The 23,222-nt window shown below is 50.3% G+C and carries 17 protein-coding genes; 1 reads left to right on the forward strand and 16 read right to left on the reverse strand.

The features are described from left to right. Window positions 1-18: 18 nt before the first annotated feature. The 8 genes from H581_RS0131050 to H581_RS0131085 form a co-directional block, all read right to left on the reverse strand. Complete coding sequence (locus tag H581_RS0131050; RefSeq protein ID WP_029192648.1) at window positions 19-918, reverse strand: carbohydrate ABC transporter permease; 900 nt, start codon at window positions 916-918, stop codon at window positions 19-21. Then, window positions 915-3,494, reverse strand: a complete 2,580-nt coding sequence (locus H581_RS0131055; protein ID WP_029192649.1) for a DUF5696 domain-containing protein — start codon at window positions 3,492-3,494, stop codon at window positions 915-917. The genes H581_RS0131050 and H581_RS0131055 overlap by 4 nt, the downstream gene beginning before the upstream one ends. A gap of 15 nt (window positions 3,495-3,509) precedes the next feature. Beyond that, window positions 3,510-4,130, reverse strand: a complete 621-nt coding sequence (locus H581_RS0131060; protein WP_029192650.1) for a Yip1 family protein — start codon at window positions 4,128-4,130, stop codon at window positions 3,510-3,512. After that, a complete protein-coding gene (locus H581_RS36000) occupies window positions 4,127-5,629 on the reverse strand; it encodes an NHL repeat-containing protein (protein ID WP_051251497.1) in 1,503 nt (500 codons plus the stop codon). Before H581_RS36000 ends, H581_RS0131060 begins: the two co-directional genes overlap by 4 nt. A gap of 13 nt (window positions 5,630-5,642) precedes the next feature. After that, window positions 5,643-6,509, reverse strand: a complete 867-nt coding sequence (locus H581_RS0131070; RefSeq protein WP_029192651.1) for a carbohydrate ABC transporter permease — start codon at window positions 6,507-6,509, stop codon at window positions 5,643-5,645. Window positions 6,510-6,513: 4 nt separating this feature from the next. Next, window positions 6,514-7,419, reverse strand: a complete 906-nt coding sequence (locus H581_RS0131075; RefSeq protein ID WP_245600212.1) for a carbohydrate ABC transporter permease — start codon at window positions 7,417-7,419, stop codon at window positions 6,514-6,516. A gap of 14 nt (window positions 7,420-7,433) precedes the next feature. Then, on the reverse strand, window positions 7,434-10,310 hold the full coding sequence (locus H581_RS0131080) for an extracellular solute-binding protein (RefSeq protein ID WP_425414677.1): 2,877 nt from the start codon (window positions 10,308-10,310) through the stop codon (window positions 7,434-7,436). Window positions 10,311-10,450: 140 nt separating this feature from the next. Beyond that, window positions 10,451-11,803, reverse strand: coding sequence for an ABC transporter substrate-binding protein (locus H581_RS0131085; protein WP_029192654.1), 1,353 nt, complete (start codon window positions 11,801-11,803; stop codon window positions 10,451-10,453). Window positions 11,804-12,343: 540 nt separating this feature from the next. Here H581_RS0131085 and H581_RS0131090 point away from each other — a divergent pair. Then, window positions 12,344-13,348 (forward strand): LacI family DNA-binding transcriptional regulator, encoded by a 1,005-nt coding sequence (locus H581_RS0131090; RefSeq protein WP_029192655.1) that lies wholly within the window; start codon window positions 12,344-12,346, stop codon window positions 13,346-13,348. Between the two features lie 149 nt (window positions 13,349-13,497). Here H581_RS0131090 and H581_RS36005 read toward each other — a convergent pair whose 3' ends face one another. The 8 genes from H581_RS36005 to H581_RS36015 form a co-directional block, all read right to left on the reverse strand. Then, a complete protein-coding gene (locus H581_RS36005) occupies window positions 13,498-15,063 on the reverse strand; it encodes a Calx-beta domain-containing protein (RefSeq protein ID WP_051251498.1) in 1,566 nt (521 codons plus the stop codon). A 467-nt stretch (window positions 15,064-15,530) separates the two neighbouring features. Then, window positions 15,531-18,353, reverse strand: coding sequence for an S-layer homology domain-containing protein (locus H581_RS36010; protein ID WP_084134887.1), 2,823 nt, complete (start codon window positions 18,351-18,353; stop codon window positions 15,531-15,533). Window positions 18,354-18,478: 125 nt separating this feature from the next. Further along, window positions 18,479-18,922, reverse strand: a complete 444-nt coding sequence (locus H581_RS0131110; protein WP_029192656.1) for a hypothetical protein — start codon at window positions 18,920-18,922, stop codon at window positions 18,479-18,481. A gap of 58 nt (window positions 18,923-18,980) precedes the next feature. Further along, window positions 18,981-19,496 carry a DinB family protein gene (locus H581_RS0131115; protein WP_036720696.1) on the reverse strand — a complete coding sequence of 172 codons (516 nt, stop codon included), beginning with the start codon at window positions 19,494-19,496 and terminating at the stop codon, window positions 18,981-18,983. Window positions 19,497-19,612: 116 nt separating this feature from the next. After that, complete coding sequence (locus H581_RS0131120) at window positions 19,613-20,230, reverse strand: NUDIX hydrolase (RefSeq protein ID WP_029192658.1); 618 nt, start codon at window positions 20,228-20,230, stop codon at window positions 19,613-19,615. A gap of 79 nt (window positions 20,231-20,309) precedes the next feature. After that, window positions 20,310-21,203: a copper amine oxidase N-terminal domain-containing protein gene (locus H581_RS0131125; RefSeq protein WP_029192659.1), complete on the reverse strand. Its 894-nt coding sequence runs from the start codon at window positions 21,201-21,203 to the stop codon at window positions 20,310-20,312. Window positions 21,204-21,485: 282 nt separating this feature from the next. Continuing rightward, window positions 21,486-22,301: a carbohydrate ABC transporter permease gene (locus H581_RS0131130; RefSeq protein WP_029192660.1), complete on the reverse strand. Its 816-nt coding sequence runs from the start codon at window positions 22,299-22,301 to the stop codon at window positions 21,486-21,488. Continuing rightward, window positions 22,298-23,188 (reverse strand): carbohydrate ABC transporter permease, encoded by an 891-nt coding sequence (locus H581_RS36015; protein ID WP_169507564.1) that lies wholly within the window; start codon window positions 23,186-23,188, stop codon window positions 22,298-22,300. Before H581_RS36015 ends, H581_RS0131130 begins: the two co-directional genes overlap by 4 nt. Window positions 23,189-23,222 lie beyond the last annotated feature (34 nt).

A 23,222-nucleotide genomic window follows, 5' to 3' on the forward strand; every position in this document is an offset into this window, starting at 1 on the left:
CTTCGCTATCGCTTGAACTTAGTTATAATGGATTCTCTTCGCGAGTATCCATCCGATCGCGACGAGAATGATACCGACGATAAGGGTATAAATCCATGACATAGCCGAGCTAAGCCCGAAATTTTGCGTTTCGAATGCGGTCGTGAAGATTTCTTCGGTAACCGGGCTTCCCGCGAACGAATCGATAATCGTATAAATGATGTTCGTCAGAATAAGCGGGCTAACCATCGGGAACGTAATTTTCCAGAACGACTCGTAAGACGTTGCGCCTTCCATCTTGGCCACTTCGTACATCGAGCCGGGCACAGATTGCAGCGCCGCCAGGAAAATGAGGATTTGAACCCCGGAGCTCGTAATAATCTCGTAAATTCGCATAATCGCTCCGACGATATAATCGACGAACGAGATTGGAAGACCGATATCGCTCAAGATCATGACCATCGACATAATATTGTACTCCGACGTCGACCCGCCCATTTCGTTCACGACGCTCGCATCGCCGACGAGGTTGATCAGACCCGCCGATTCCGCCGACGCAATGGCGTTGGATGCCAGAATGACCGGCAGGAAGAAGATCGCTCTCGCGAGCGTTCTTCCGCGGAACTTCTGGTTGAGCAGCGTTGCCGAGAACAAGCTGAAGAATAGGATCATCGGCACGTTAAGCAGCATCTCCGATACCGACTGGGTCAATATCCGGTTGAACGTCGCATCCACGAACAGCGCGTTGTTGAAGTTGTCCCAGCCGACGCCTTCCAGCTCGAAACCGTTAAGGCCGACAGTCAGCTTGCTGAAGCTGAATTGCACCGATTGGAAGAGCGGCGCCGCGAACAGCAGTACGAAGCCGATCAGCCAAGGCAATATGAAGGCGATTCCGAGCAATGAGCGTTTGCGGGCTAAAGTAAGCTTCGTTCCATTCATGGCTGTTCACCGCCTATCGAATAATGTTGAGGGTCGACCGTAACGCCGCCAACGGTCACCGCTTGATCCGTATAGTTGACAATGATCGAGCTGCCGTTGCTGTACTTCACTTCGACGACGCCTTCTTGATGGCGGATATGCTCCGTCATTGTCTCGCTTCGAAGCGGTGCCAAAGCCGTGTTCGCTTCCTTATACATCGCAACCGCCTGGTCGTACCAATCCTTGTAGGAAGTCGAGAAGCTTGTGTCGAAATGCGTGAACTTCAGCTTTGACGGCGGTTCGTACGTCCAGGAGAAGTACGGCGCAGCGCCGAGCTCGATCGCCTTCAGCAATTGCAGCTTCGTATCCTGCTCGTCGCTAAGATTCATCGCTTTGCCCGTATAGTCTGCGAAGCCGTGCACGACCATCTCGTAGAACGGGACTTCTTCGTCCGTAATAAGGAAGCCGCTGGAATCGGTCGGCACATCGATCAAATGATCCGCGTACGGGAATGCGTAAGAGTTCCCGCCGGCAATCATCGTCTCGTGCGTGCGCTCATCGAGCTTGCCGAGCTGCTCCTTGACGATTTCCTTCGCCGTCTCGCGATGCACCACCCGGCTTACGCGATAATCGGAGACCAGCATGCCGCCAAGATCGCGCAGCGACAGACCGTTTATGCCAAGCTTGTCGTATTGATTCATGAACTTGTCAACGTAGTACGGCAGCTTCGCCGGCGATAGCAGATAATAAGTGCCAAGGAACCTATCCATCCGGTTCAAAGCCCGGTTGTACGGATACAGCTCCGCCTCTTCGCGGGTAACGAATCTGGCTGCATCGGACGATGGAGCGAATCCGCCGTCGTCATGGTACATTTGCTGGAACGCGACGTCAGGGAATAGCATGCCGCCCGCTTCCTCGAGCTGCTTCGCCAATGCGGCAAGGTCTTGCTTGCCGCCCAGCACGGCATCCGTCTTCAGCTTAACCGGCGTCTTATGGTTGACGCCTTTGCCGAACCAGCCGGAGTAGCGCATCATAAGCCGGTCTACTCCATCCCGCTTCAGCTGCGCGGCGATTTGCGACGCTTCCTTGAAGCTCGTCATCGATACGACAGCGTCGTAAGGCACGCCGAGCATCGACTTTCTTTTGTCAACGGAACCCGTAATCGTAAGGTAGAACGGCAATGCCTTCTCCCCGCTAAGCGGCTGAAGCGCTTGTTCCTTAACGAGCTTCTCTCTGTAATGCTCCGCCATGCCGGAATAGCTTGACTGCTCGCTTGGCAGAAAGCTGTAGCGAATCTGAATATCGCCGGTATAGATTTGTTCATTAAGCAACTGAATTTCTTGAATCGTAGCTCCCGTATACAGCTCGAGCTCATCTTCGCCGCGAAGGGCGAACGACGTATAGGCGTAGTTGTAGCCGTTTTTGCGTCCGCTCACGTCGGCCGCAATGCTTGCTATGGCGTCGCCCTCCTCGATAACCGCGAACCATGCCGCGTCATCCGCCTTCATGCCGAATACCGGCATTCTCGCGCTCTCGGTCACTTGACCGCGACGCCGGGTGTTGTCGTTCGGGTCGAAGCCGTATACCTTCTGTACGTATTGCTCTTCCTTCACCTTGCCGTTGTTCAGGTTAATCAGGCTTCCCGAACCATCGGGGACGAAGATATAGCCTTCCGTACTCGAATCGGCCGCGCCGAAGAAGTTAAGCAGCTCGATGCTGCCGATCTTCAAGGCGCCGCTTTCCTTGATTTGGCTGACGGGGACGGATACGATCAGCTCTCCTCCGTCCAGTCGATATTCAAGCGGGATCGTAAAGCTCGGCTTGTCGCTTCCGCCGCCTCCGGATACGCCGTTCTCCTCGTTGTCGAAAGCAAGATCCTCCTCGGTATAACCGGCCGCTTGGAAGGCGGCGATCATCTTGTTCAAGACAAGCTGCTTCGAAACCTGCTCATCCAGCCGCTCCAATATATCCGGGTTTCCTTCCTTCGGATAATACCGGGTCGAGACATACCTCGCTTGCGAAGCGTCGAGCTTCGACACCAGCTTCTCTTCCATCCTCGACTTGCTGATATACTTCGGCAGCGCGTCGATACCGAGCGACATATCGCCCAGCGTATACGTAATGCGCACGCCGTTCGCGATACTCTCCGCCGTGAACTGCTTCGAGCTGATGCTCTTCCCGAAGTTGGTGAACGTATTCAGCGTTCCTACGGAATCGCGGAACAGTACCGACACTTGCGAGGACATCACTTCCTTCTCGTATGGCGAAGCGATCGTATCCTCATTCCGTTTCTCGGGATTGCTGTACCATACCCGGTTGTGGCGCTTATCCTTGACTGCGACCTCCGTCGTATCGGGATTGAAGTAGAGCGACAGCTCCGCATTATCCGCCACAAGCTTCATCCCCGGCACGCCTTGCGACGAATCCGGCAGCGCCTTCAACTCGCTTCCGGCCTCCAACTCGGCTGTAGTCTCCAGGTAAGCGGCTGCGTCGACTGCCTTCACCCCGCGGTCGATCACAAGCAGGATAACGACGGCAACGATGATTATAGCTGCAGCACAGGCCAACGCCGCAACGAGAATCTTTCTATTTTTCACTTGATGCGGCCTCCTTTACGTACGGAAAGTAAGTTCCCGGTAAATGTTCACGATAAATTCAATGATTTGCTGCATCATGCTCATGACGAGCGTGCCAAGGAACACGATTATGCCCATGACGATAACGGTCAGCGCCATCGTTACGATCGTCTTAAACGCCGAATATTGGTGGACGGTCATCGTGCCTACGAACAGCAAGCCAATGAACCATATCGTCGAGATCGAATGGAACAAGTAGTAAAAGGCCGTCTCTTCCTGCACCATGAAGCGGCTCGCTATCGTCATCGGCACATAGATCAGCACGAGCGGCAGCAGCGCGTACCCGGTTGCCATGACGATTTCCTTGAATTTTCCTTCGCCGTCCATGAGCGTCGTAATGGCCCAGTTCGAGACGCACCATAAGAAAAACGGAAATACGATTGTGATGAGCTGCGTCAAGCTGTTCAAATACCTCGGATCGTTATAGTTGACGAGAAAGCCCGCGAATTGATTTTGCAAAATGACCGTTAGAACGACGAGAGCCAGGATGAACAAAGCGACGCGCACCTTGCCTTTGCCGTCGTATTTCATATCCCAGAAGCCGTCGAACGGATGCACGATCAGATGCAGCGGAAACTTGATAAAATCCTGCTTCATAGCGCTTTGCCCTCCCCTATGTTCTGTGCGCCGCTGCCGGACGGACGGTTCAGCTTATGCTTGCGCTTGCGGCTAACCGCACGATAGAGCTTGAATGCGAACCATGACGCCGCGAGCGCTACGAGCACCGATAAGAAATTGCCGAAGTGCTCCTTCATGAATTCCCGGCGATAACGCTTGTAGGCAACCGAATAGCCATCGCGGTCCATGCCGAGCTTGAAATATTGGAGCGCTTCCTTGTTCCGCTTCTCCATCAGCAGCGACTTGCCGATACCGATGTAGGCAATGTCGTAATTGGCATTCAAACGAAGCACTTCTTCCCATACCGGCACGGCCTGCTTGTCTTCGCCGTTATGGTGCAGCATGACCGCTTCGTTAACCTTCGAACCGAACTTCGTCGGCTTGAAGGCGACGATGTTGCTTTTACCCCTATCGAGCACAAGGTGATTGCCGCCAACGCTTTCGATGGCGACCGGCGTCTTGAACGTACCCGCCTGATTGCTCTTGCCGCCGTAGACGTAGAGCAGGTCTCCCTCATCGTTGTAAGTAAATATTTTGCCTTGATTGGAATCGAGTACGCTGTACATGCCGTCATTCTGCACCTTCACGTCGATCAGCTTCGAAGGGCCTACGGAAAGACGGTACAAAATATCGCCCTTAACATGAAAGTAGCCGTAACGCTTCAGCACATCCTCGCCGGAAGGGTTAAGCCGCTTGACCGGCTCCTGCGAGCCGGGGTCGATGTTCGTCGCGTAGACGAACCCTTTGGCGTCGATATCGATATTAGAGAACTCGGTCGGGATGAACAGAATCATCTGCGCCTTCTGCGCTTTCGTCGAGAATAGCCTCCAGAAGAACTCCGTATAATCGCGCTGTACTTTATTCGTTCCTACGAAGCCGATGAACTCGCCGTCCGGGTCGAATTGCATAATGCCCTCGAACATCCCTTGGGCGATGACGAAAACGCGCTTCGCCTTATCAACCGTTACCTTAAGCGGCGCGAATTTGAAGTCGCTCGCCAATATATCGGAATTCGGCTTCTCGATGAATCGGACCAAGCTGCCGTCCTTATCCAAGACGACGACTCGCCCGTTATCCGTATCGGCAATGTACATCATGCCGTCTCCGTCTACGTACATGCCCGTCGGGTTCTTAAAGCCGTCCCGTTTGCCGTCATTGCTGAAGCCGTCAATGATGTCTTGAACCTGCCACTTCTCGTCGATGCGGACGATACGGTTGTTGCCGCTGTCCACCACATGGATAAGTCCGTTGTCGTCCACGACCATATCGGCCGGTTCGACGAAGTCGCCAACACCAAGTTCCTTGCCGGATATGACGCGATCGGGCACGTAAGCCGCCGGAGCGGGAACGGCTTCTTCCCAATAGTTGTAATTGTAGCTCTCATAAGGCGTAGACGATGCGTACGCCGGCGCGGGCGTTGCATTAATGAACAGTAGGGAAGCCGCCGCGACTACGAGAAACCATTTTTTCGCTGTCAAGTGCCGTCCCTCCTTAATCCTTCATTCCTGAAGTAGCCATGGTCTCGATAATGCGGCTCTGCGAGAATACGAACAGCGTAATCGGCACGCTCATGAGAATGAGCGCCACGGCTGCCGCCGCTCCAGCTCGGGCGATACCGCCCTGCACGATCTGATTCGCCGCGAAGTGCAGCGACTTCAGCTGCTCGCTGTAGATGAACCCGTTGCCGTCGCTGCCCCATAGAATCTGGAACAGCAAGATTATGAGCGTTAGCCACGCCGGCTTCACGTTCGGCATGACGATGCTCCAGAAGATGCGATACTCGCTCGCGCCGTCGATCTTGGCCGCCTCAAGCAGCACGTCCGGTATTTGCTCCATGAATTGCTTCATTAGATATAAGCCGAGCGAGTAAGAGAACGCCGGAATAATAACCGCCCAATACGTGTCGATAAGTCCGATCCACGACATGATCATATACGTTGGGATGGCCGTTACGGCCGGCGTGAACATTAGCGATAGGACAACGATCGTGAACATGAAGCCTTTACCCGGAAACCGGTGCTTGGCAAGCGGGTATGCGGCGGCCGACGCCAGCAGCACATGCCCGATAATGCCCATGCCCGTTATGAATACCGTGTTGAAAATATATCTGGAGAACGGTACCCACGAGTTGCCGAGCAAGTTGATCAAGTCAACAAAGTTGTTCATCGTCGGGTTGCGAACGAACAACGTCGGCGGGAACATAAAGATTTCATCCAGCGGCTTGAATGCGTTGTTGACGGCATAGACAAGCGGCAGGATCATGAATGCGCCGAATAAAGTCAACAGTGCAAATAGCGAGAAGCTGCCCAAGAACGAGCGGTTGACCCGCTTCTTGCGAAGTCGAAATGAGAACGTCATCAGCTCATTCACCCACCTTACGAAGAAGTTTTTGTACCAGGATGTTCGTTCCGACCATAATCATGAACAGCACCGTCGCAATGGAGGAAGCAAAGCCCATCTCGAACCTTGTCGTGCCGTAGTCGATCAGATGCGTAACGATCGTCTCCGCCGCGTAGTTGACGCTCGGGAAACCCGCAAGCGCAATCGATACGTCGGCGACGGCGAACGCCGCGGTCAGTTGAATAACCGCGCCGAACATGAGCTGCGGACGCATGGAAGGCAGCGTAATATACCACAGCTCCTGCCAGCGGTTCTTGATTCCGTCGACCGCGCCAGCCTCGTACAGCGTGCCGTCAACCGTTTGCAATCCCGCGATGAAGGCAAGGAAGCCCGTACCGAGACTCAGCCACAGCTGTACAAGAATGATGATCGGCAGCACGTATGCTTCCGTCTTCAGCCATTGCAGCGGCTCGAGAATAATGCCGAGCTTAATGAGCAAGCCGTTCGCGATACCGTAACGGTCGCCGGAGAAGATCATCAGCCAGATGAAGAAAACGTTGCCGGAGATCGACGGCGCGTAGAATACGAGCGTCATGACAGCTCTCAGCTTCGGCGACAGTTCATTGATAATCCAGGCGAATACGAAGCAGGCAATGTAGCTTATCGGCCCGGTGATGACGGCGAATAAAATCGTATTCTTGACCGCGATCAGGAAGACGTCGTCTTCGAGAAACAGCCGCGTATAGTTCTGCCAGCCGATGAATCTCGGAAATTCCAGCATATTAAAGTACGTAAAGCTCAGAACAATCGAAATCAAGACCGGCAATACCGTAAATATCGTGAACAGCAGCATGTACGGCGCCAGCAAAATATACGAATGCTTATTGGCTTTCGCTTCCCGCAATTTCAGGCTCAACCAATTTTGCACGCTTAACCCTCCCCTTATTGCGGTAGTCCGAACTCTTTCCGTTTCGTGCGAATTTCGTCATGCATGTATTGGACGTAGTCCATAATCGACTCGCGCGCTTCTACAGAGCCGACGACCGACTTATAGAAAGCGTTGAATAGATGACGGCCCGTGAAGTAGCCGCCCGGCACTTCCGGCACGCCCTTCACGGATTCGAACTGCTCTTTCAAGTTCTCGTAATCGGCAACCGGCCATGGCAGGCTGTCGAGCGCTTTAATATTCGCGGTCGGATAACGGGCCGCCGCGCCCATGAGCCCTTCCATCTCGCGGCCGAACGTCGTTTGCGTCGTTTCGCTCGTCCACCATTTCATGAACTCCCATGCCGCATCCTTATCTTCGGCCGCGTTCAACATGACGACGCCGCTGCCGCCGCTCGGTACGGTACGGTCGATCGCACCGTCCTTCCGAACCGTACCCGGCACAGGAGCGAAGCCCCACATGCCGCGGATTTCCGGCGCAAATACGGAAAGCTGGTTATACGTCGTATAGTCGGCGATGCCGATCGGCATCTGTCCGGTACGGAAGCGATTGGCGAAGTCGTATTCGCGCTCCAGCTTATAGTCGGTATAGAACTCCGTCCACTGCTTGAACGTCTCTATTCCAATCCGTGAATCCAAGTCGGACTCATTGCCGTCGTTACGGTAGAACTGACCGCCATTCTGGAAGAGCAGTGTTGCATACATGGAGTTCGGCGGAATATTCTGGCCTTGAACGGCTGCTTGGGCAACGACCGGCAAGCCGAATTGCATATGGTTTTTGCTAAGAACGGCTAGAAGATTGGATACGTCATCCCATGTCTTCGGAACCTCAAGCTCCAGCTCTTCAAGCACGTCCTTGCGGTAGAAGAGCATATTGAACGTCTGCGTCTCCGGCAGCGCATAGACACCGCTTTGATAGCTGTACGGCACAAGCGCGCTTGAACGGAAACGATCCTTTACTTCATTAAAGTCGGCGAATTGCGTCAAGTCGACGGACGCGCTCCTCATCGCATAGTTGACGGGAATATCGTTCTCGATCTGCATCGCCACGTCGGGACCTTGACCGGCCAGCGTCGCCGGAAGCAGCGTGCTCATATTGACCAGCTTCAAATTGACATTAATGCCGGTAGCCGATGTGAACGTCTCGTCAATCATCGCTTTGATCGTGTTCGCTTGGTCACGGCCGCTTCCGATCCATACCGTTACGGAACGTTGATCCGACTTATCCGTTACGTTGCCGATTTGGTTGTAATCGGTGAAGAAGGAATACATGAAGGTCGAAGCTTCATGCTTTACCTTCGAGAAGAAGCTCATGCCCTTCTTCGGAAACTTCTTGTCTGGCGAAGCGATATAGATCGCATCGAATTCCAGCGGCTGCTGTCTCGCCTGCTGCACCCAAGTACCGAGACCGCCCGTATTCGTCTTGTAAGCGGTGAGTCGCTTCGATACGCTCTCGGGTTTGTCGATCATCTCGTCAAGCTGCAGCGCCATCGTCTTAAGCAGCGCTTCCTGATCGCCCGATTGGCCGGAGAGAGCAACTAATTGCTTCGAAATACGCTTCAGCCTTTCGCTCTCTGCAACGAATACCTCAAGCAGGTTGTCAATTTTCTTATCAAGCTGATAGTCGCGGAATTCATCCGGCTTCGTGCCCGTAATCATTAATATTTTGCGATACATGTCGTTGAGGTTATAAAGGCTCTCTTCCACCTCGCGGATGAGCGGAGCGAATTCGCCTAGGCTGACTTCCATCCGAATCGTATGCTTGCCTTTCTCAAGGCTGTACAGATACGGCTCGTCGCCGCCCATAACATCCATGCGATAGCCGCCCTTATAACGGAAAGCGACCTTCTCCATTTCCTTGAACGGCACTTCGCCGTCAATCGTCAGCCTGCGGGTTGAATAGATGCCCCTTACGTAGTTTTGCTGCGACTTGAAGGCAATCTTGTAGAGGCCCGTCTCCGGAACGTCGACTTCCCATTCCATCCATTGGCCCGGCAGACGCCAGTTGTAGCCGCCGATCGTGTTGATATTTATTTTTGAAGCACTGTATGGATATACCGCAGCACTTGAACGTTCGCTCAAAGGATACAAGGTAGGCGAGGATTTGGCGGTCGACGCTTCCCCTTCAATTGTAATCAGCTTGCCCGCAGTCGGCTTTACGCCGTCAGCGTCATACTGCTTAACCCTATCTTCATAAGGCAATGGCGTCGTCTGCTGTAAAATTTTCAATTGCTTTATTACCATAGGCTCCCGGGTCGATTCCAGGGCAATCGTATGTGTTCCTTGCGATAAGTAAAATAGGAAAGGCTCGTTCTCATAACCGTCGGAGTCTTGGAACAGCTTCTCGCTCCATCTCGGCTTCTCGATCTGCTTCGGGCGCAGCTCGTTGCCTTGATTATCTCTCACGATCTCTTCCTTCTGATTGCTCCAAATGCGGTCGAATTGCAGGAAGGCCGCTTCCCGGAACGGTCGCTCTCCGTCGATCGTAAGCGAACGTTCAATCGCCGAGCTCTTCCCTTCTACCGGATAATAGAGCAATGACAGATTGTACAGCCCTGCTTCGGCAATCTGAACGCTCCATTCCACCATGCCGGATTCCCCCGTCATCAGCGATATTCCGTTCATTCCCTCGAACTGCTCCAGCTTCTCGAAGCCGTCTCCATCGGTGCGGCTGTAATCTGCCGCTTCCAGCACAATCTCTTGCTTCGGCCTGGCTTCTCCTTCGAATTCGGACAAATATTGCGTATATCTTCGTTCATTGTAAGCCGATTGCTTGGCGACGCTGCTTTGGGCCTGTTCGTCCGATGATGCGACGTCTGGGCTTGCATTCGTTCCCAAGGTTGTTCCGATCGGCAGCACGATGATTGACGCCATTACAGCGAGCACTATCTTTCCAGCTAAATGAGTAAGCCGCATATTGCTTATCACCAGAGGTCCTCCTTAGGCTTTATTCATAACGGCGGGGGAGGTCGCACCCGACATCCCCCACCGTTACGCCCTATTGAATGCTTCTATTATTGGCCCAGCTTCGCAATGGATGCTTCGGCAAGCGGCTTAACTTTCTCGGCAGTCGCCGTAACCGACTGGTTGCCCACGATGATGTCCTCTACGAACAAGCCCGTAGGGAATTCAGGGAACGAATCGTCGAGCAGCACTTTGCCGGTTCCGTTAATATAATCGCGCGTAATCAAGATGTCATCCTCATGCGTATAGATGCCTTCCAGCCATTCTTGAGCCGGGAATTCCTCCGTTTGCGGGATATCGAACGTTTCTTCGAAAATTTGATAAACCAGCTGCGGGTCTTTTACGCCTTTCGGGATAAATTTCCCGGATGCAGCCGTGTCCGCGAACGTGATTGCAGGATCGCCCTGGGGTCCTGTCGGTATCGGAACGACGCCAAGATCAAACGTCAAGCCGCCAAGGTTCCATGCCGCCGTAATAAACATGGCAACATCGCCGTCTTTGAACGTGTTGTATTCATCCCAAGCCGTTTTGTTGCTGCCTTTAATACGAACGACTTTATCTACGTTATACATGCGGTTAACGAATTCTGCCGCTTCGATCGTTTTCGGATCCGTGAAGCCTTGTGTCTTCGCTGCTTCGTCAACGACGAATCCGCCGTTCGCATAAGCGAAGTTGCGGAACACGTCCAGCGCCCAACCGGAAAATCCGTAAGTATCGATCTTGCCGTCGTTGTCGTTGTCTTTTGTTGCAAGCTTCGCAATTTCCAGGAATTTATCCCAGTTCCATTGACCGCTTTCGTACAGCTCTTTCGGATCGGGAAGGCCAAGCTTCTGGAACAGGTCGCGGTTGTAATGCAAGCCTACGCCGCCCGTGAACGGACTGTCGAAGCCGTACTCATCGCCCGCGATCGGAGCCGTCTTCATGATCAGGTTCGCTTCGTTGTTAATGTTATTGGCTGCCGTCGTGTATTCGCTCACTTTTAGCAGTTGGCCTTTCAGAATAGCTGGCAATGCCGACTTGTATTCCATTTGGACGATGTCGGCGAACGGCTCGCCGCCAAGCACGGATGCCGTGAATTTTGGCATATATTCTTCAAAAGGTACGTTTACGAATTCAATTTTGACATTGTATTTCTTCTCGACTTCTGCGATTTTCTCAAGGCGCGCTTTCTCGGAAGCCGTGTTGCCGGCCGGCTTCAAGTCCCACCAAGCCGCTGCCTTAATAACGCGTCCGCCCATATCGACCGCCTCGGCCGGAGCATCCGTCGCCTCTGCCGGAGCGTTCGTCGCGTCGCTTGCCGGAGGCGTTGTCGCCTCATTGTTGCCGTTATTGCCGCCGCTGCAAGCCGTCAACATAAACATGAAACACAATACTAAAATTGAAAACCCTTTCATCTTTCTCATCGCAGAACCTCCCAATTTTATTGTTCATCAGTTGGTACTCATCAGCGTTCGTCCAAGCAAGCGAAATACTTATAAATAAAGCGCTTGCAAAGCTGATTTAAAAAAAATTCGCATTTCATTTATTTGTTAGGACATCCACCTTTCTTTTGTTATCGAAAATGTTTTTAATCACATAACAAACTCTAGCATCGTTTTCCAAAACGGTCAATTATTTTTTTTGTTGTTTTACTAATTCTATATAAGAAATTGCGTAGTATACTTATTCTTATAGCTTTTCCCCCTTGTGCATTGTGCCGTTTGGTGCTATCTTAAATAACAAAACAAAAATAACAAAACGGAAGATAAAGTGTTTTGTTATGCTAGATTCGCGACTAGATTCGCGAAACATGTTTGTTTGGTTTTTGGTGAATGAACTAAACGTTGTCGCATGACCTCTCTTTCAACTAAAAAGAAGGTTTTACTTGCTCGCTCAATCCGTTAAAATGATTATTGTTATCTAACAAAACCAACCAACTAAACTAACCAAAGTAGGATGATGTCGTGAAAGGTAAAGTGACCATTCAAGCTATCGCCGACTACACCGGGTTATCCAAATTCGCCGTTTCCCGCGGCTTATCCGGCAAATCCGGCGTCAGCCCCCAGACACGCGAAAGCATTTTGAAAGCTGCGGCACAGCTCGGCTATTTCAAGGAATTGCCTCATGCATCTGAATCGACCGAGCTGAACGATCTCAACACGCGCAACTGGTCGGGTACCGTCCTCGTGCTGTTCCCGAATATTCGCTATCAAAATACGGAATCTCTCTACTGGGGGCCGATTATTAACGGGATTTCCACCCGTCTCGATCAGAAGGGGATCAACATCCTTACGTTGACCGAGCCGAAGGACGACTCCGTGTTCTCTCTGCTCAATCCGGAAGCCATCATGGGCATCATTACGGTCGGCTCAATTTCAACGTCGATCCTGCTTGAAATTAAACGTCTTGGTATCCCTGTCATGATGGTCGACCATTACGACCCGGCATTCAAGAGCGACTCTATTTTCGCTGATAATATTTCCAGCATACGGGAAATTACGACGGCGGCGATACGTAAAGGCTATCGCAACTTCCAATTTGTCGGGAACATAAAGGATGCGCCAAGCTTCTATGAACGTTATATGAGCTTCCGCGCTACGCTTGAGGATCACGACATAGAGCTTAAGCAAATTCCAGAGCTTATTGGTCCGGAGATAGATTCATTTCATGAAAAGTTCCCGATCGCAATCAGGCAGCACGGATTGCCTGAAGCTTTCATTTGCATCAATGATATACAGGTAGCGAGTTGTTTCTTCCAGTTCGATCAGATGAAAATCCCGCTTTCCGAACGCCCGGTCTGTTCTGGCTTCGACAATACGCATCCCGATCTTCCGATCTGGGCTACCGTCAATATCGACAAGGAGCTGCTAGGCAAGCGCGCGGTCGATCAACTGCTGTGGCGCATCCTGAATCCGAAAACCAGCTATGAGAAAATATTGATTCAAGCCGAAGTCATTTTCAAAGATTGAGTCATTCGGCTGTTCGAAGAGAGGGAGGGACCTCATGAAGGAAAGGCTTCTGGAGGCCCGAGGATCTGCGTCCAGTCTTGTCGCGTATGCAAAGAAGGCCGCGGGGGAGACCCCCGCGGCCGTTATGTTATGTAAACATAGCAATATCTTCAGTGATTGACGTATTTGATGCTCACATAGACGAAAACTTTCTTCTCCGGACTATAATCATTGCCCGTATGTCCCTTAACTCTCCATTCCGCTTTGTAACCTCCGGGCACCTCGGCAGCACTGTACTCGGTACCACCCTTGAGTAACTTCGTATCTACCGGCAATCGGTTACCCCTGCCCGCGGTCTCCAGACTAAGGTCATAATCTTCCCCTTCCGGCGAAATCATGGATACCGTAACGACTCCTTGGCAACCTTCAGGGGCGCTCCAAGATCCGCTCAACTCTTGCCCGGAGGACGAAATGTACCCGTAATATAACGAATATTCATATTTGGTTTCACCGGCATGATACGTTTTCGAATCGGAAAGCTGAAAGCCTGGTTGGTTCGGATGGCTGGCCGGATCGTTGTCTATAATCGTCACATTCGCGGTTGTATTCGAACCGAGCTTTGCATGGCTTGTCGGATTGCTGAGGATGACGTTAAACGATTCGTTGCCTTCATACCGCTTATCATTCACCACTTCGACTTCAACCGCGGCTAGCGTATCGCCGGGATTGAAAATCAGCTGGCCTGCAGCTTCCAAATAGTCGCTGCCTCCTTCGGCCGTAACGCCTTCCGTTGCATAATCAACCCTCGCAGAACCATCCGAGCCATTCTCGCGGAGCACGTTCAACTTTACCCGATAGCCATCCTCCGTAATCGTGTAATCGCTCTGTTCGATCGTAAACTCACCCGGTTTATACGGCAGCATTCCGTCGTCATCTTTGATCGTGATTGTCGCGGTGCCATTCCCGATCGACGCGCCGCCTGTCGGAGTCGCCAGTTCGATCGTGAACGTCTCCGTTTCGTCTTCACCCTCCATGTCATTTACGATCGGGATTTCGATATCCGCCGACGTTTCACCGGTATGAAATTCAAGCGTTCCGGCCGTTTGGTCAAAATCCGTTCCTCGCGTCGCGGTCCCGCCGGCGGTATGGTAATTAACCGTCACATCTCCGGCCGATCCGTTCGTCCGGCTGATGGACAGCCTGACAATGCCGTCTCCTTCTTCAACCGTATAGCCGGTCTCAACAAACGAAAGCTCGCCCGGCGAATCCGATGCCGTATCATCGTTATCGGCAATCGTAACGGTGACATCGGTATAGTTTCCAAGCACCGAACCATTGGTCGGGTTGCTCAATACAACGAGAAAGTCCTCGTCACCTTCAATTTCGCTATCGTCGTTGATCGCAATCGAGATCGACTGCTTCCATTGTCTGGCAGCGAAAGTCAGCGTACCTGAGACGCTCCCATAGTCGCTGCCGCCCGATGCGGAACCATCCGATGTCGTATAATCGACGGTAACCTCGCCTTCCAACTCGCCATAGCGATAGACCGTCAATACGATCGAACCATTGGACTCTCCCGGATAGTAATACTCGTTCTCAAACGAAAATTCCCCGGCCATTTCGATTGCGTGAGCGGTTGAGCCGAATGTCTGTAAAACGAGTACGGCCGTGAGCAGAAGTGCGGCGAGCTTTTTCAATCCATTCTTTCGATGACCTGCAAATCTTAAACCTGTCATGTTCAACATCCTCCATGGATTTGAAATAGGAAAAAGGTATACGGATTGACTGATTGACTTTCTTAATGGATACGGTTTGACTTTCTTATAGAAGGAAATGACGGATAGCCCGAATCAGCCGGATTCATTTCGAGCGACATGCTATCCAGAAGTTCGCGAGTAATAATAACGAGGAGACTTGTCGATGACCATTCCGGAGCCGCTGCTGCGGAGCAAACCGTTATACACCTGAAGCGCGAAAGCTTTGCACGCCCGAATATAGATGCCGTCCGCGAAAATAGTCCTGCTAGATACATATTGAATCTATTATCGCATAATTTTTACCATTTGTATCTTTATTTTTTATACAGTTACGCCGCATTCGTACATGCTGTCGAGTAAGAAATCGTGTCTCTTCACGATTTCTCCTCCCGGATCTGGCGATTAGTAAGACCGCCAATCCCGGCGGTCTTTCTGCGCATCACGCTTTATTTTTGGCTGAAATCGTAATAGAACTTTGGCCGTTCCCCGAGCAGGACCTTGTAGATGTCGTAGTTGGTCGCCATGATCTCATTCAAGTATTCCTTATAAGGACGGTCGGCGACATTCACAAGGCCCGAGTTATAGCGTTCTCCCCAAACGCCCTGCCAATATCTTCCGAGACCTGCTTGATCCACATAATTGAACACATGCGCGCCCACAATGTAGTCCAGACTGGCTGCCCCCTCCACATAATTCCGGTAACGCAGACCCCTCTGGGTCTGGTTCATTGCCGCATTTGGAAGGAGAGACTCCAATCCTTGTTCCGTTGTACTGTAACCGAATTCGCTAATCAGAATCGGTTTGCCGCCCGATTTCTTGTATACATCTTCCAGAAGATCGGGTTGTAGCTTGTAACTGTAGTGGTTGATACTGATGACATCTACGTATTTCCCTTCCACCTCTGCCATCACGCTCCGAAACTTCTCATTATGGAACGGTGTCGTTAACCAGCGGTCTCCGAGAAGAAGATGATTAGGATCATATTTGCGGTAGATCCGCGAGACCGTTCCGAAGAACGTATCCAGATAGTACCTGAAAAAGGCGTCCATATCGCGCCAAGCCTGCGATGTCTCGATCGGCAGTTCCGCTTCTTTCAAGTCTTCAAAGGATTCGAAGCTTGTTCCCCAATTGCTGTTGAATTTGTCTATGTCTTGATATTTATCCTTCAGCCTTTTAACCCAATGTCCTTTGATCGCCGCTTCACTTGCCTTCAGCTTCGGCACATGGGAATAAAACTTGTGGTAATCGTATTCGTTGTCGATGAAATACCCGATCAGCATCGGATCGTCCTTGCTCGGCTTAACTGCTTTGGCAAACGCCAAATCGATCTTGGCTGCCGCATCCGGCGCAAAAATATCGAATAGCGAAATTCCGTTTATCTTAGCCCAGCTCATGCTGCCAAGCGGAAGCATCCTTACGTAAGGCAAGTTGTTCTCATTGCGGTATTTGTCAGGTGAATAGCCCCCCGCACTGTTAAATCCCCATTTTTTGATTCGCCCGGCCGCTTCCGAATAGATCGCATGCTCGGTTGGAACGACCCCTGTTTTCCGGTATTTGTTCGCCAAATAGAACGAAAAATTATCGGACCCTCCTGTAAAAGCTGTCTTATATTCCTCAAGATAAGACGGAATCGATTCGAACAACTCCTCCCTCCCCTTAACCATCGTATAGGTTTCATTGGCCGTAAGTCCGTTCACACCTAAACTAAAGAAGAGATTGCCATCCGGTGTAGTCATCACTTTGCGGCTTCCCGTCTGCTGAATGGTAAAAAAGCCCTTCTTTTGCAATCCGTATTTTGCCGCACTGCCTGCCAGACCGCCGAAACGGTCCCGTCTTGAAGGAGGTGTTAAACCGGCGTAATAGGAGGCGTCTGCTTTAGCATCCGCTTTCAGCTGCTGCTCGGTTGTCACCTTCCCTGGAAAATTAGCCGATATCATTTGACCGAACCTGTCCACTTGAATTTTATTGCTTGCGTTAAGCGTATACTTGCGGATTGGACTCCGATCCATGCCATCCTTGGCGGCATAGGTTTCGAGCAAGCTGTACCCCGTAAGCTGGAACGGCCCGGTGTAGAGCTGAAACTCAGGGGAGTTGTCCTTGCGGTAATAGATTCGGGCCCCTTGGGTCGCCGAAGACAGCTCGACCTGAAGCGATTCGGCGCTGCGGGTCGACTTGACGTCGACGGAAGCGGTGCTTCGATTGATCGATACCCTGGAAAGCTGCGGCGACCACGATTTGGCAGCTCCGTACAGCACGATTTTCAGATAACGCATCCCTGCCGGCAGCGAAGAAGCTTCAGTGGCGTACTGCTGCCAATCGGCCGAAGGATTGCCGACCGGATAGGTTTTGACCGGTATTTCCCGATACGTTTTCCCGTCCGCCGAGGCGAACACTTTGCTCTTTTCCAGTTCAATTTTGGTAAAAAAGTAGCTGTAAAAGAGCACAGAAGCGATATCGTATTTCGTATGGTAAACGATGCTTCCCGGCGACGTCGACGTTCGTGCCATCCGTTTCGCATCGCTGCCGAAGTAAGCGGGATGGTCCGTAGCGATGTACATATTCACGCGGCCCGTCATCAGTTTGAAGCTTTCGAGCGGATCGTAAAGGCCTGCGGAAGGCCCCGGCGCCGCGGGCGCCGACAGACTCCCGGGAACCTCTTTTATCGACAGGTCGATTAAGGCGGCTGCTTCCTCACGGGTCATCTCGTCCTGCGGCCGGTACGACCACACGCCGGAATCTTGGGTAACGTCCGGACCGTACCAGCCGTGAGCAATAATGCCGCTGATTCCTTCCGCCGCCCAGGTATCCGGCTTATCCTTGAAATGCAGCGCGCTGCCCGGAGCGAGACCCTGTTTTTTGGCATACCGCCATACCATAACAGAAGCTTCTTCGCGTTTGACCGGCTCATTCGGTGAAAAAGTCGTATCGGTAGTGCCGTTAACGATGCCCGCCTGATAGGCGGCACGTATATAGGCGGCTGCCCAGTGATCCCGGATATCCGGGAAGGGCGCGGTTCCTCCTTGGTCCTTCAGCTGAAAAGCGACGGAGACGAATTTGGCAAATTGGGCGCGGGTTAGCGTCTGTTTCGGACCGTAAATCCCTTCGGCGATTCCGTCCACTATGCCAAGCGTCTTCAAGTCGTGAATATAAGCGAAATAGGGACTTGTATCCGGTACGTCTTTAAAGTCCGCAGTCGCTGCTCCGCTCGTGCACGGCAATAAAGCAAGGGCGATCATCGCGGCGGCTGCAATCGAAAATTTTCTCATCATGATCCTCTCTTACTAAATTTTTCCTCTTTAATTATAAATATCGGACCTGTCCAAGGATATAAGGGGGGAGGGAGAAAAATAATTATTCACTTAGAAATTTTCCTTTTCAAATTCCAGCGCGGTTCTCATAACAATCTCATACGAACAAGGTCGGTCTCGGGTATATGTATCGTAAGATTGTCCAAGCTGGGGGAAGGATACCAGTCATTCTCGATTCCACCACCATATTTTATTACGTGTGTGACTGTATATGCCGACATGTACAAATTATGGTGGACAAACGGTTTTACCAGAATGCTTTCCCCCTGTTCTAAATGTTTCATAAATAATTTGTCATCTGAGGCATACTCCGTGTAAACTAGCCATCCTTTTTGGACGACATATAGTTCTGTAAGAGACTTATGATAATGGCTCTTCTGCCATCCGCCATTATTTGAAGCTTCCGTGCGGATATACGAACTACCGTCGGAAGATACCAGCCTGAATCGTCTTTCTCCATTATCCATTTCTTGATGCATAGTATTAATACCGAGCAAATGAGCTTCCTGCTCAGAGATCTGTTTCGGCATGAAAATCCCCCAATCTATGTGCTTCATCTAACATAACGAAAGTGCGGGCAAAAGGAGGTCACCTTATGCCTGCCTCCGCCAGTTTCTCGTCCAGCTTCGCCTTCTGGCGCAAATGGTGCCTGCTGTGCATACCAACCATCTCAAACCAATCACGCGCGTTGAGCCAGCCAAACCAGCCATGGCGCACCTTGCAAGCCGGATTCGCCTCATCTACGTAAACCGCCCAGTAGGCCAACTTCTCTAGCACCTGCTCCAGGCCAGCTATGATTTCATCCTTGCTCTCGGGGTTGCTTGTCGCGTTGGGCGGTTCCTCAAGTTTCACACGGATATTGGGCCACTCTTTTTCGGCAAGCGCCTTCGTCCCGTCTTCCGTCTTGCCTTCAGGCACTTCGTATGTTGCCTTGGTGCATGTTTCAATATGCCCGATGTACTCTTTCGCCACTTCGATCACATGGATATACATTTGCCCGACCGACCATACGTTTTCTTTGCCTTTAAATCGCAACTGCTCTATCGAATATCTGTTCAGATTCCGCATGTATTGCTCGATAATAGCCGAAGAATCGTTCAACATCCAGCCCCTCCCCGCCAACCCCAATTCATTACAGCACCTGCGTGATTGCGCATAACTGCCCGTTTTGATTTGCCAACTTCTTCGCTACGGCTAATTAAAGCCAGTTTTTTTGCTTTTCAATCGAGAATCACTTTCTTCTCCGGGTCTCGTAAAAACTCAAACATTATTTTAACTTGTTTCAATGTATTTCTTTCCAGTGAAAGCTCAGGCAAATTATGTTCGTCAAAAAAATCCACTTCGCTTGTTTCTAATCCAGTTTCAGCTTCGCCGCCAACAATTTTACATTCTATAAAAAACTTGTATACATGGTAAGGCTCAGGTGGATGATCATGATTTTTTTTATCCAAAACGGCCAGAAGCCGAACAGGAGTAACCACAAATCCCGATTCCTCCTTAATCTCTTTTATTGCAACTTCGGCGGGTGAATATCCAATATCCGCCCAACCCCCTGGAAGTGCCCAGGCTCCGTCTATTTTTTCTCTTACCAGAAGTATTTTGTTATGATTAAAAACAACGCCACGTATATCAACCTTTGGTGTGGCATATCCCGTCTCATTTGCAAAAGAAAGTTTAAGTTGTTGCTTTTCAATTAATGTATAGTTAGAAAGTATATCTATGCTTATTTGTCTAAGATCCTCATATCGTTCGATATCATATGGATCTTTTGTATACGTCAGCCCTATCTGGGCTATTGCCTGTATTTGTTTCGCCCATTCCAACCACTTAATTTCCAAAATTTATTCCTCCGTCTCAATTAGGCATACCCCGGCTGAACTTGTATCAAGTTGTGCCTAGCTTGGCTTGGCGCGTTTTTTATGTGTGTCGGTCAGTCCGGGTTTCTCCCTCGATTGGCATGAGCTCGATACCCTTGAAATCTTTGTGAATGTTGTAGTATACAATACCAACCTCGTTATACCCGCCTTTGATATCGATCGTTCCGTAGTTAAGTATTTCCGCCATAAAGTTATTTGAGAAATAGACCGATTCGTTAAAATCCTCAGGTTGCTTGCCGGTTTCCCCATTTGCGCCTATCGTATCCTTCTGCCACTTTACAACGGCTATACCATCCGAATTAACTTCGATATACTTGATTAGCCCCCTGTATTGCACCTGATAACGCAATGCTTCTCCCTTTGGAAAAGTATAAATGGTATGAAAACCTTCACCATTTGAAACGATTTCTTTATCCACAAGCGTGGTTGGAGTATGAATCGCAATTGTACGAGCATCTTCTAAATTTCCGCTCATAAGTGTTATGAAGCGTTCCTGGCCAGATGGCGTCCGCACGATTACGGTCTTTTCCGTACTATTGTATTTCACCGACCCCCCAAGTGTCTCTGAGAGAAAACGCAGAGGCAGATAGGTTCTCCCCTCTTTAATCGTTACAGGAGCATCCAGCTTGACGCTTATACCGTTAACCAGGGCTGTTGTGGATCCAACATTAAGGCGTACGGTCATTTTCATTTCTTTATTGATTATTTTTATCGTTTTCGTAGCCTGCTCATAGGAATACACTAAATTTACGGGATCCTTAAAAGCTATTAGCTGTACCATTGTCCTACCGTTCACAGTTAGTACATTCTCCTGCAGCGTACCATCAATATAAACCACTATTGGTTTTTGCGACGCAGCGGAGATTGATGAACCTGATACCAGCATTCCAACAATGGAAAAAAAAGCAACTGCTGCTTGCATCCATTTTTTCATAAGCAAGAAAACCTCCTCCATATTTGGATCCTAATACAACAAACGCCATATCCGTTAAAAGGTTGCAACCTTAAAAAAAAATCGAAACGCACGTAACTCTAGAATCGGCTTTGTAATACTGCGCAACCAAATACGCCGTTCGGTAGCGTAGTCTCTATTAGCGAATACAAGTAACCGCAAGCGACCATCCTGTCAGAGGGTGGCTGCTTGCGGTTTTGACGATGGTTCTGAATGATCATTTGCGCGATTGCGGAAGTACCTCCAATATTTCCATCGATTTGGCTACCCTTTAACAGCTCCCATCGTAAGGCCTTGTACTAATTGCTTTTGAGTAAACCATCCCAAAATAACCGATGGCAGTACGGCGGTAGTCGCTACTGCGGACATCTTCCCCCAGAACAACCCTTCTTGGGTCATAAAAGAAGCCATAAATACCGGCATTGTCGAGGAATTGGTGTAGGTAAGACTAACGCCAAAAAGAAACTCGTTCCAAGCAAAAACGAAACAAAGCAGTCCAGTGGAAATGACTCCAGGCTTTACCAAGGGAAGCGTCACTTTAAAAAAGCCTTGCAGTCCTGTTGCGCCGTCGACTTGGGTGGACTCAATCAATTCGTAAGGAATATCTTTAAAGAACGAACGCATCATCCAGACGGCGAGCGGTATATTCATCGCGGTATAAAGCAAGATCAGGGCCAAGTGGGAATCCAATAAGCCTAGTTTTTTGAAAATAATGTAGACAGGAATAATGACGCCAACGGCGGGAAGCATTTTTGTTGAAATGAACCAGAACAAAATGTCATCCGCTTTCTTCATACGGAACATGGATAAGGCATAGGCGGCGGATACGCCCAAAATTAAAGCGAGCAGTGTGGATATAACGACAATGATAGCTGAATTGCCTAAAAATGCACCGATTCCCGAGCCCCAAACGATTTTGTAATTGTCCAGAGTCGGGTGGAAGAAAAGGGAGGGCGGCATGATAACGGCTTCGCCTTCGTTTTTAAAGCCGGTAATAAACATCCACAGCAAAGGAAAAAAATAGATGAAAGCTGCCAGGTACGTAAAAATCGTCAATAGAACCGCAAGCAGCTTTTTCATGATAACTCACCTCGGAACGTTCTCCTCAAGAACTTGAAGAGGTACTTTAATAATATCAATGTAATAATCACGATAACGACACCGATCGCCGATGCGCCGCCGATATCCCATCCTTTAAAGCCTACACGATAGACATAGAACGGGAGATTTGTGGATGCATAGCCGGGCCCGCCCGAAGTTGTTACATAAATCTCTCCAAAGGTTTGCATAATGAACAGAAGCCCGAGCAGCACCGCAACCTCGATGTAACGCAGCAAGTGCGGAATGACGACATATATAAATCTCTGAAAGGTAGATGCGCCATCGATCATACAGGCTTCCATCGCATCCTTCGGCACAGATTGAAGTCCTGCAAGAATGATTAGCATAAAAAAAGGGATCCACTGCCAGGAGACCAGAGCGATTATCGTTTGCAGCGGATAGGAACCTAACCAATCTACCGCATCCTGTCCGAACACTCCTGCAAAATAAGCGGTTATACCGAAATTGGGATTCAATATCGCCGTTTTCCAAACGATGCCCGCAACGGCAGGCATGACGAAAAAGGGAGCAACAAATATAGTCCGCAGCAATCCTTTTCCGAGAAAATCCCGATTCATCAATAAAGCTAAGCACAGTCCGAATACCAGGCACAACAAAAGTGTACAGGCAGTTAGAATGAACGTATTCCCCAATACCGTATAAAATTCAGACCCCATAAAAATTGCTTTGAAATTGGCAAACCAGACAAATTTCGCTCCCTTGTCGGGCCGCATAAGATTCCAGTCCAAAAAACTGTAATAAATAGTCAAAATAAACGGGATTTGCGTAACGAGCGCAACAAGAATAATGCTCGGCCAGAGCAGCCTTTTGAGCGGCGGCGCTGATTTTAATCCAATCGATTTCATTTGGTTCTCCATTCCACCGGTGAATTGGCGAGGG

The sequence above is a fragment of the Paenibacillus harenae DSM 16969 genome, assembly GCF_000422465.1.
Classification (GTDB): Bacteria; Bacillota; Bacilli; order Paenibacillales; family Paenibacillaceae; genus Pristimantibacillus; species Pristimantibacillus harenae.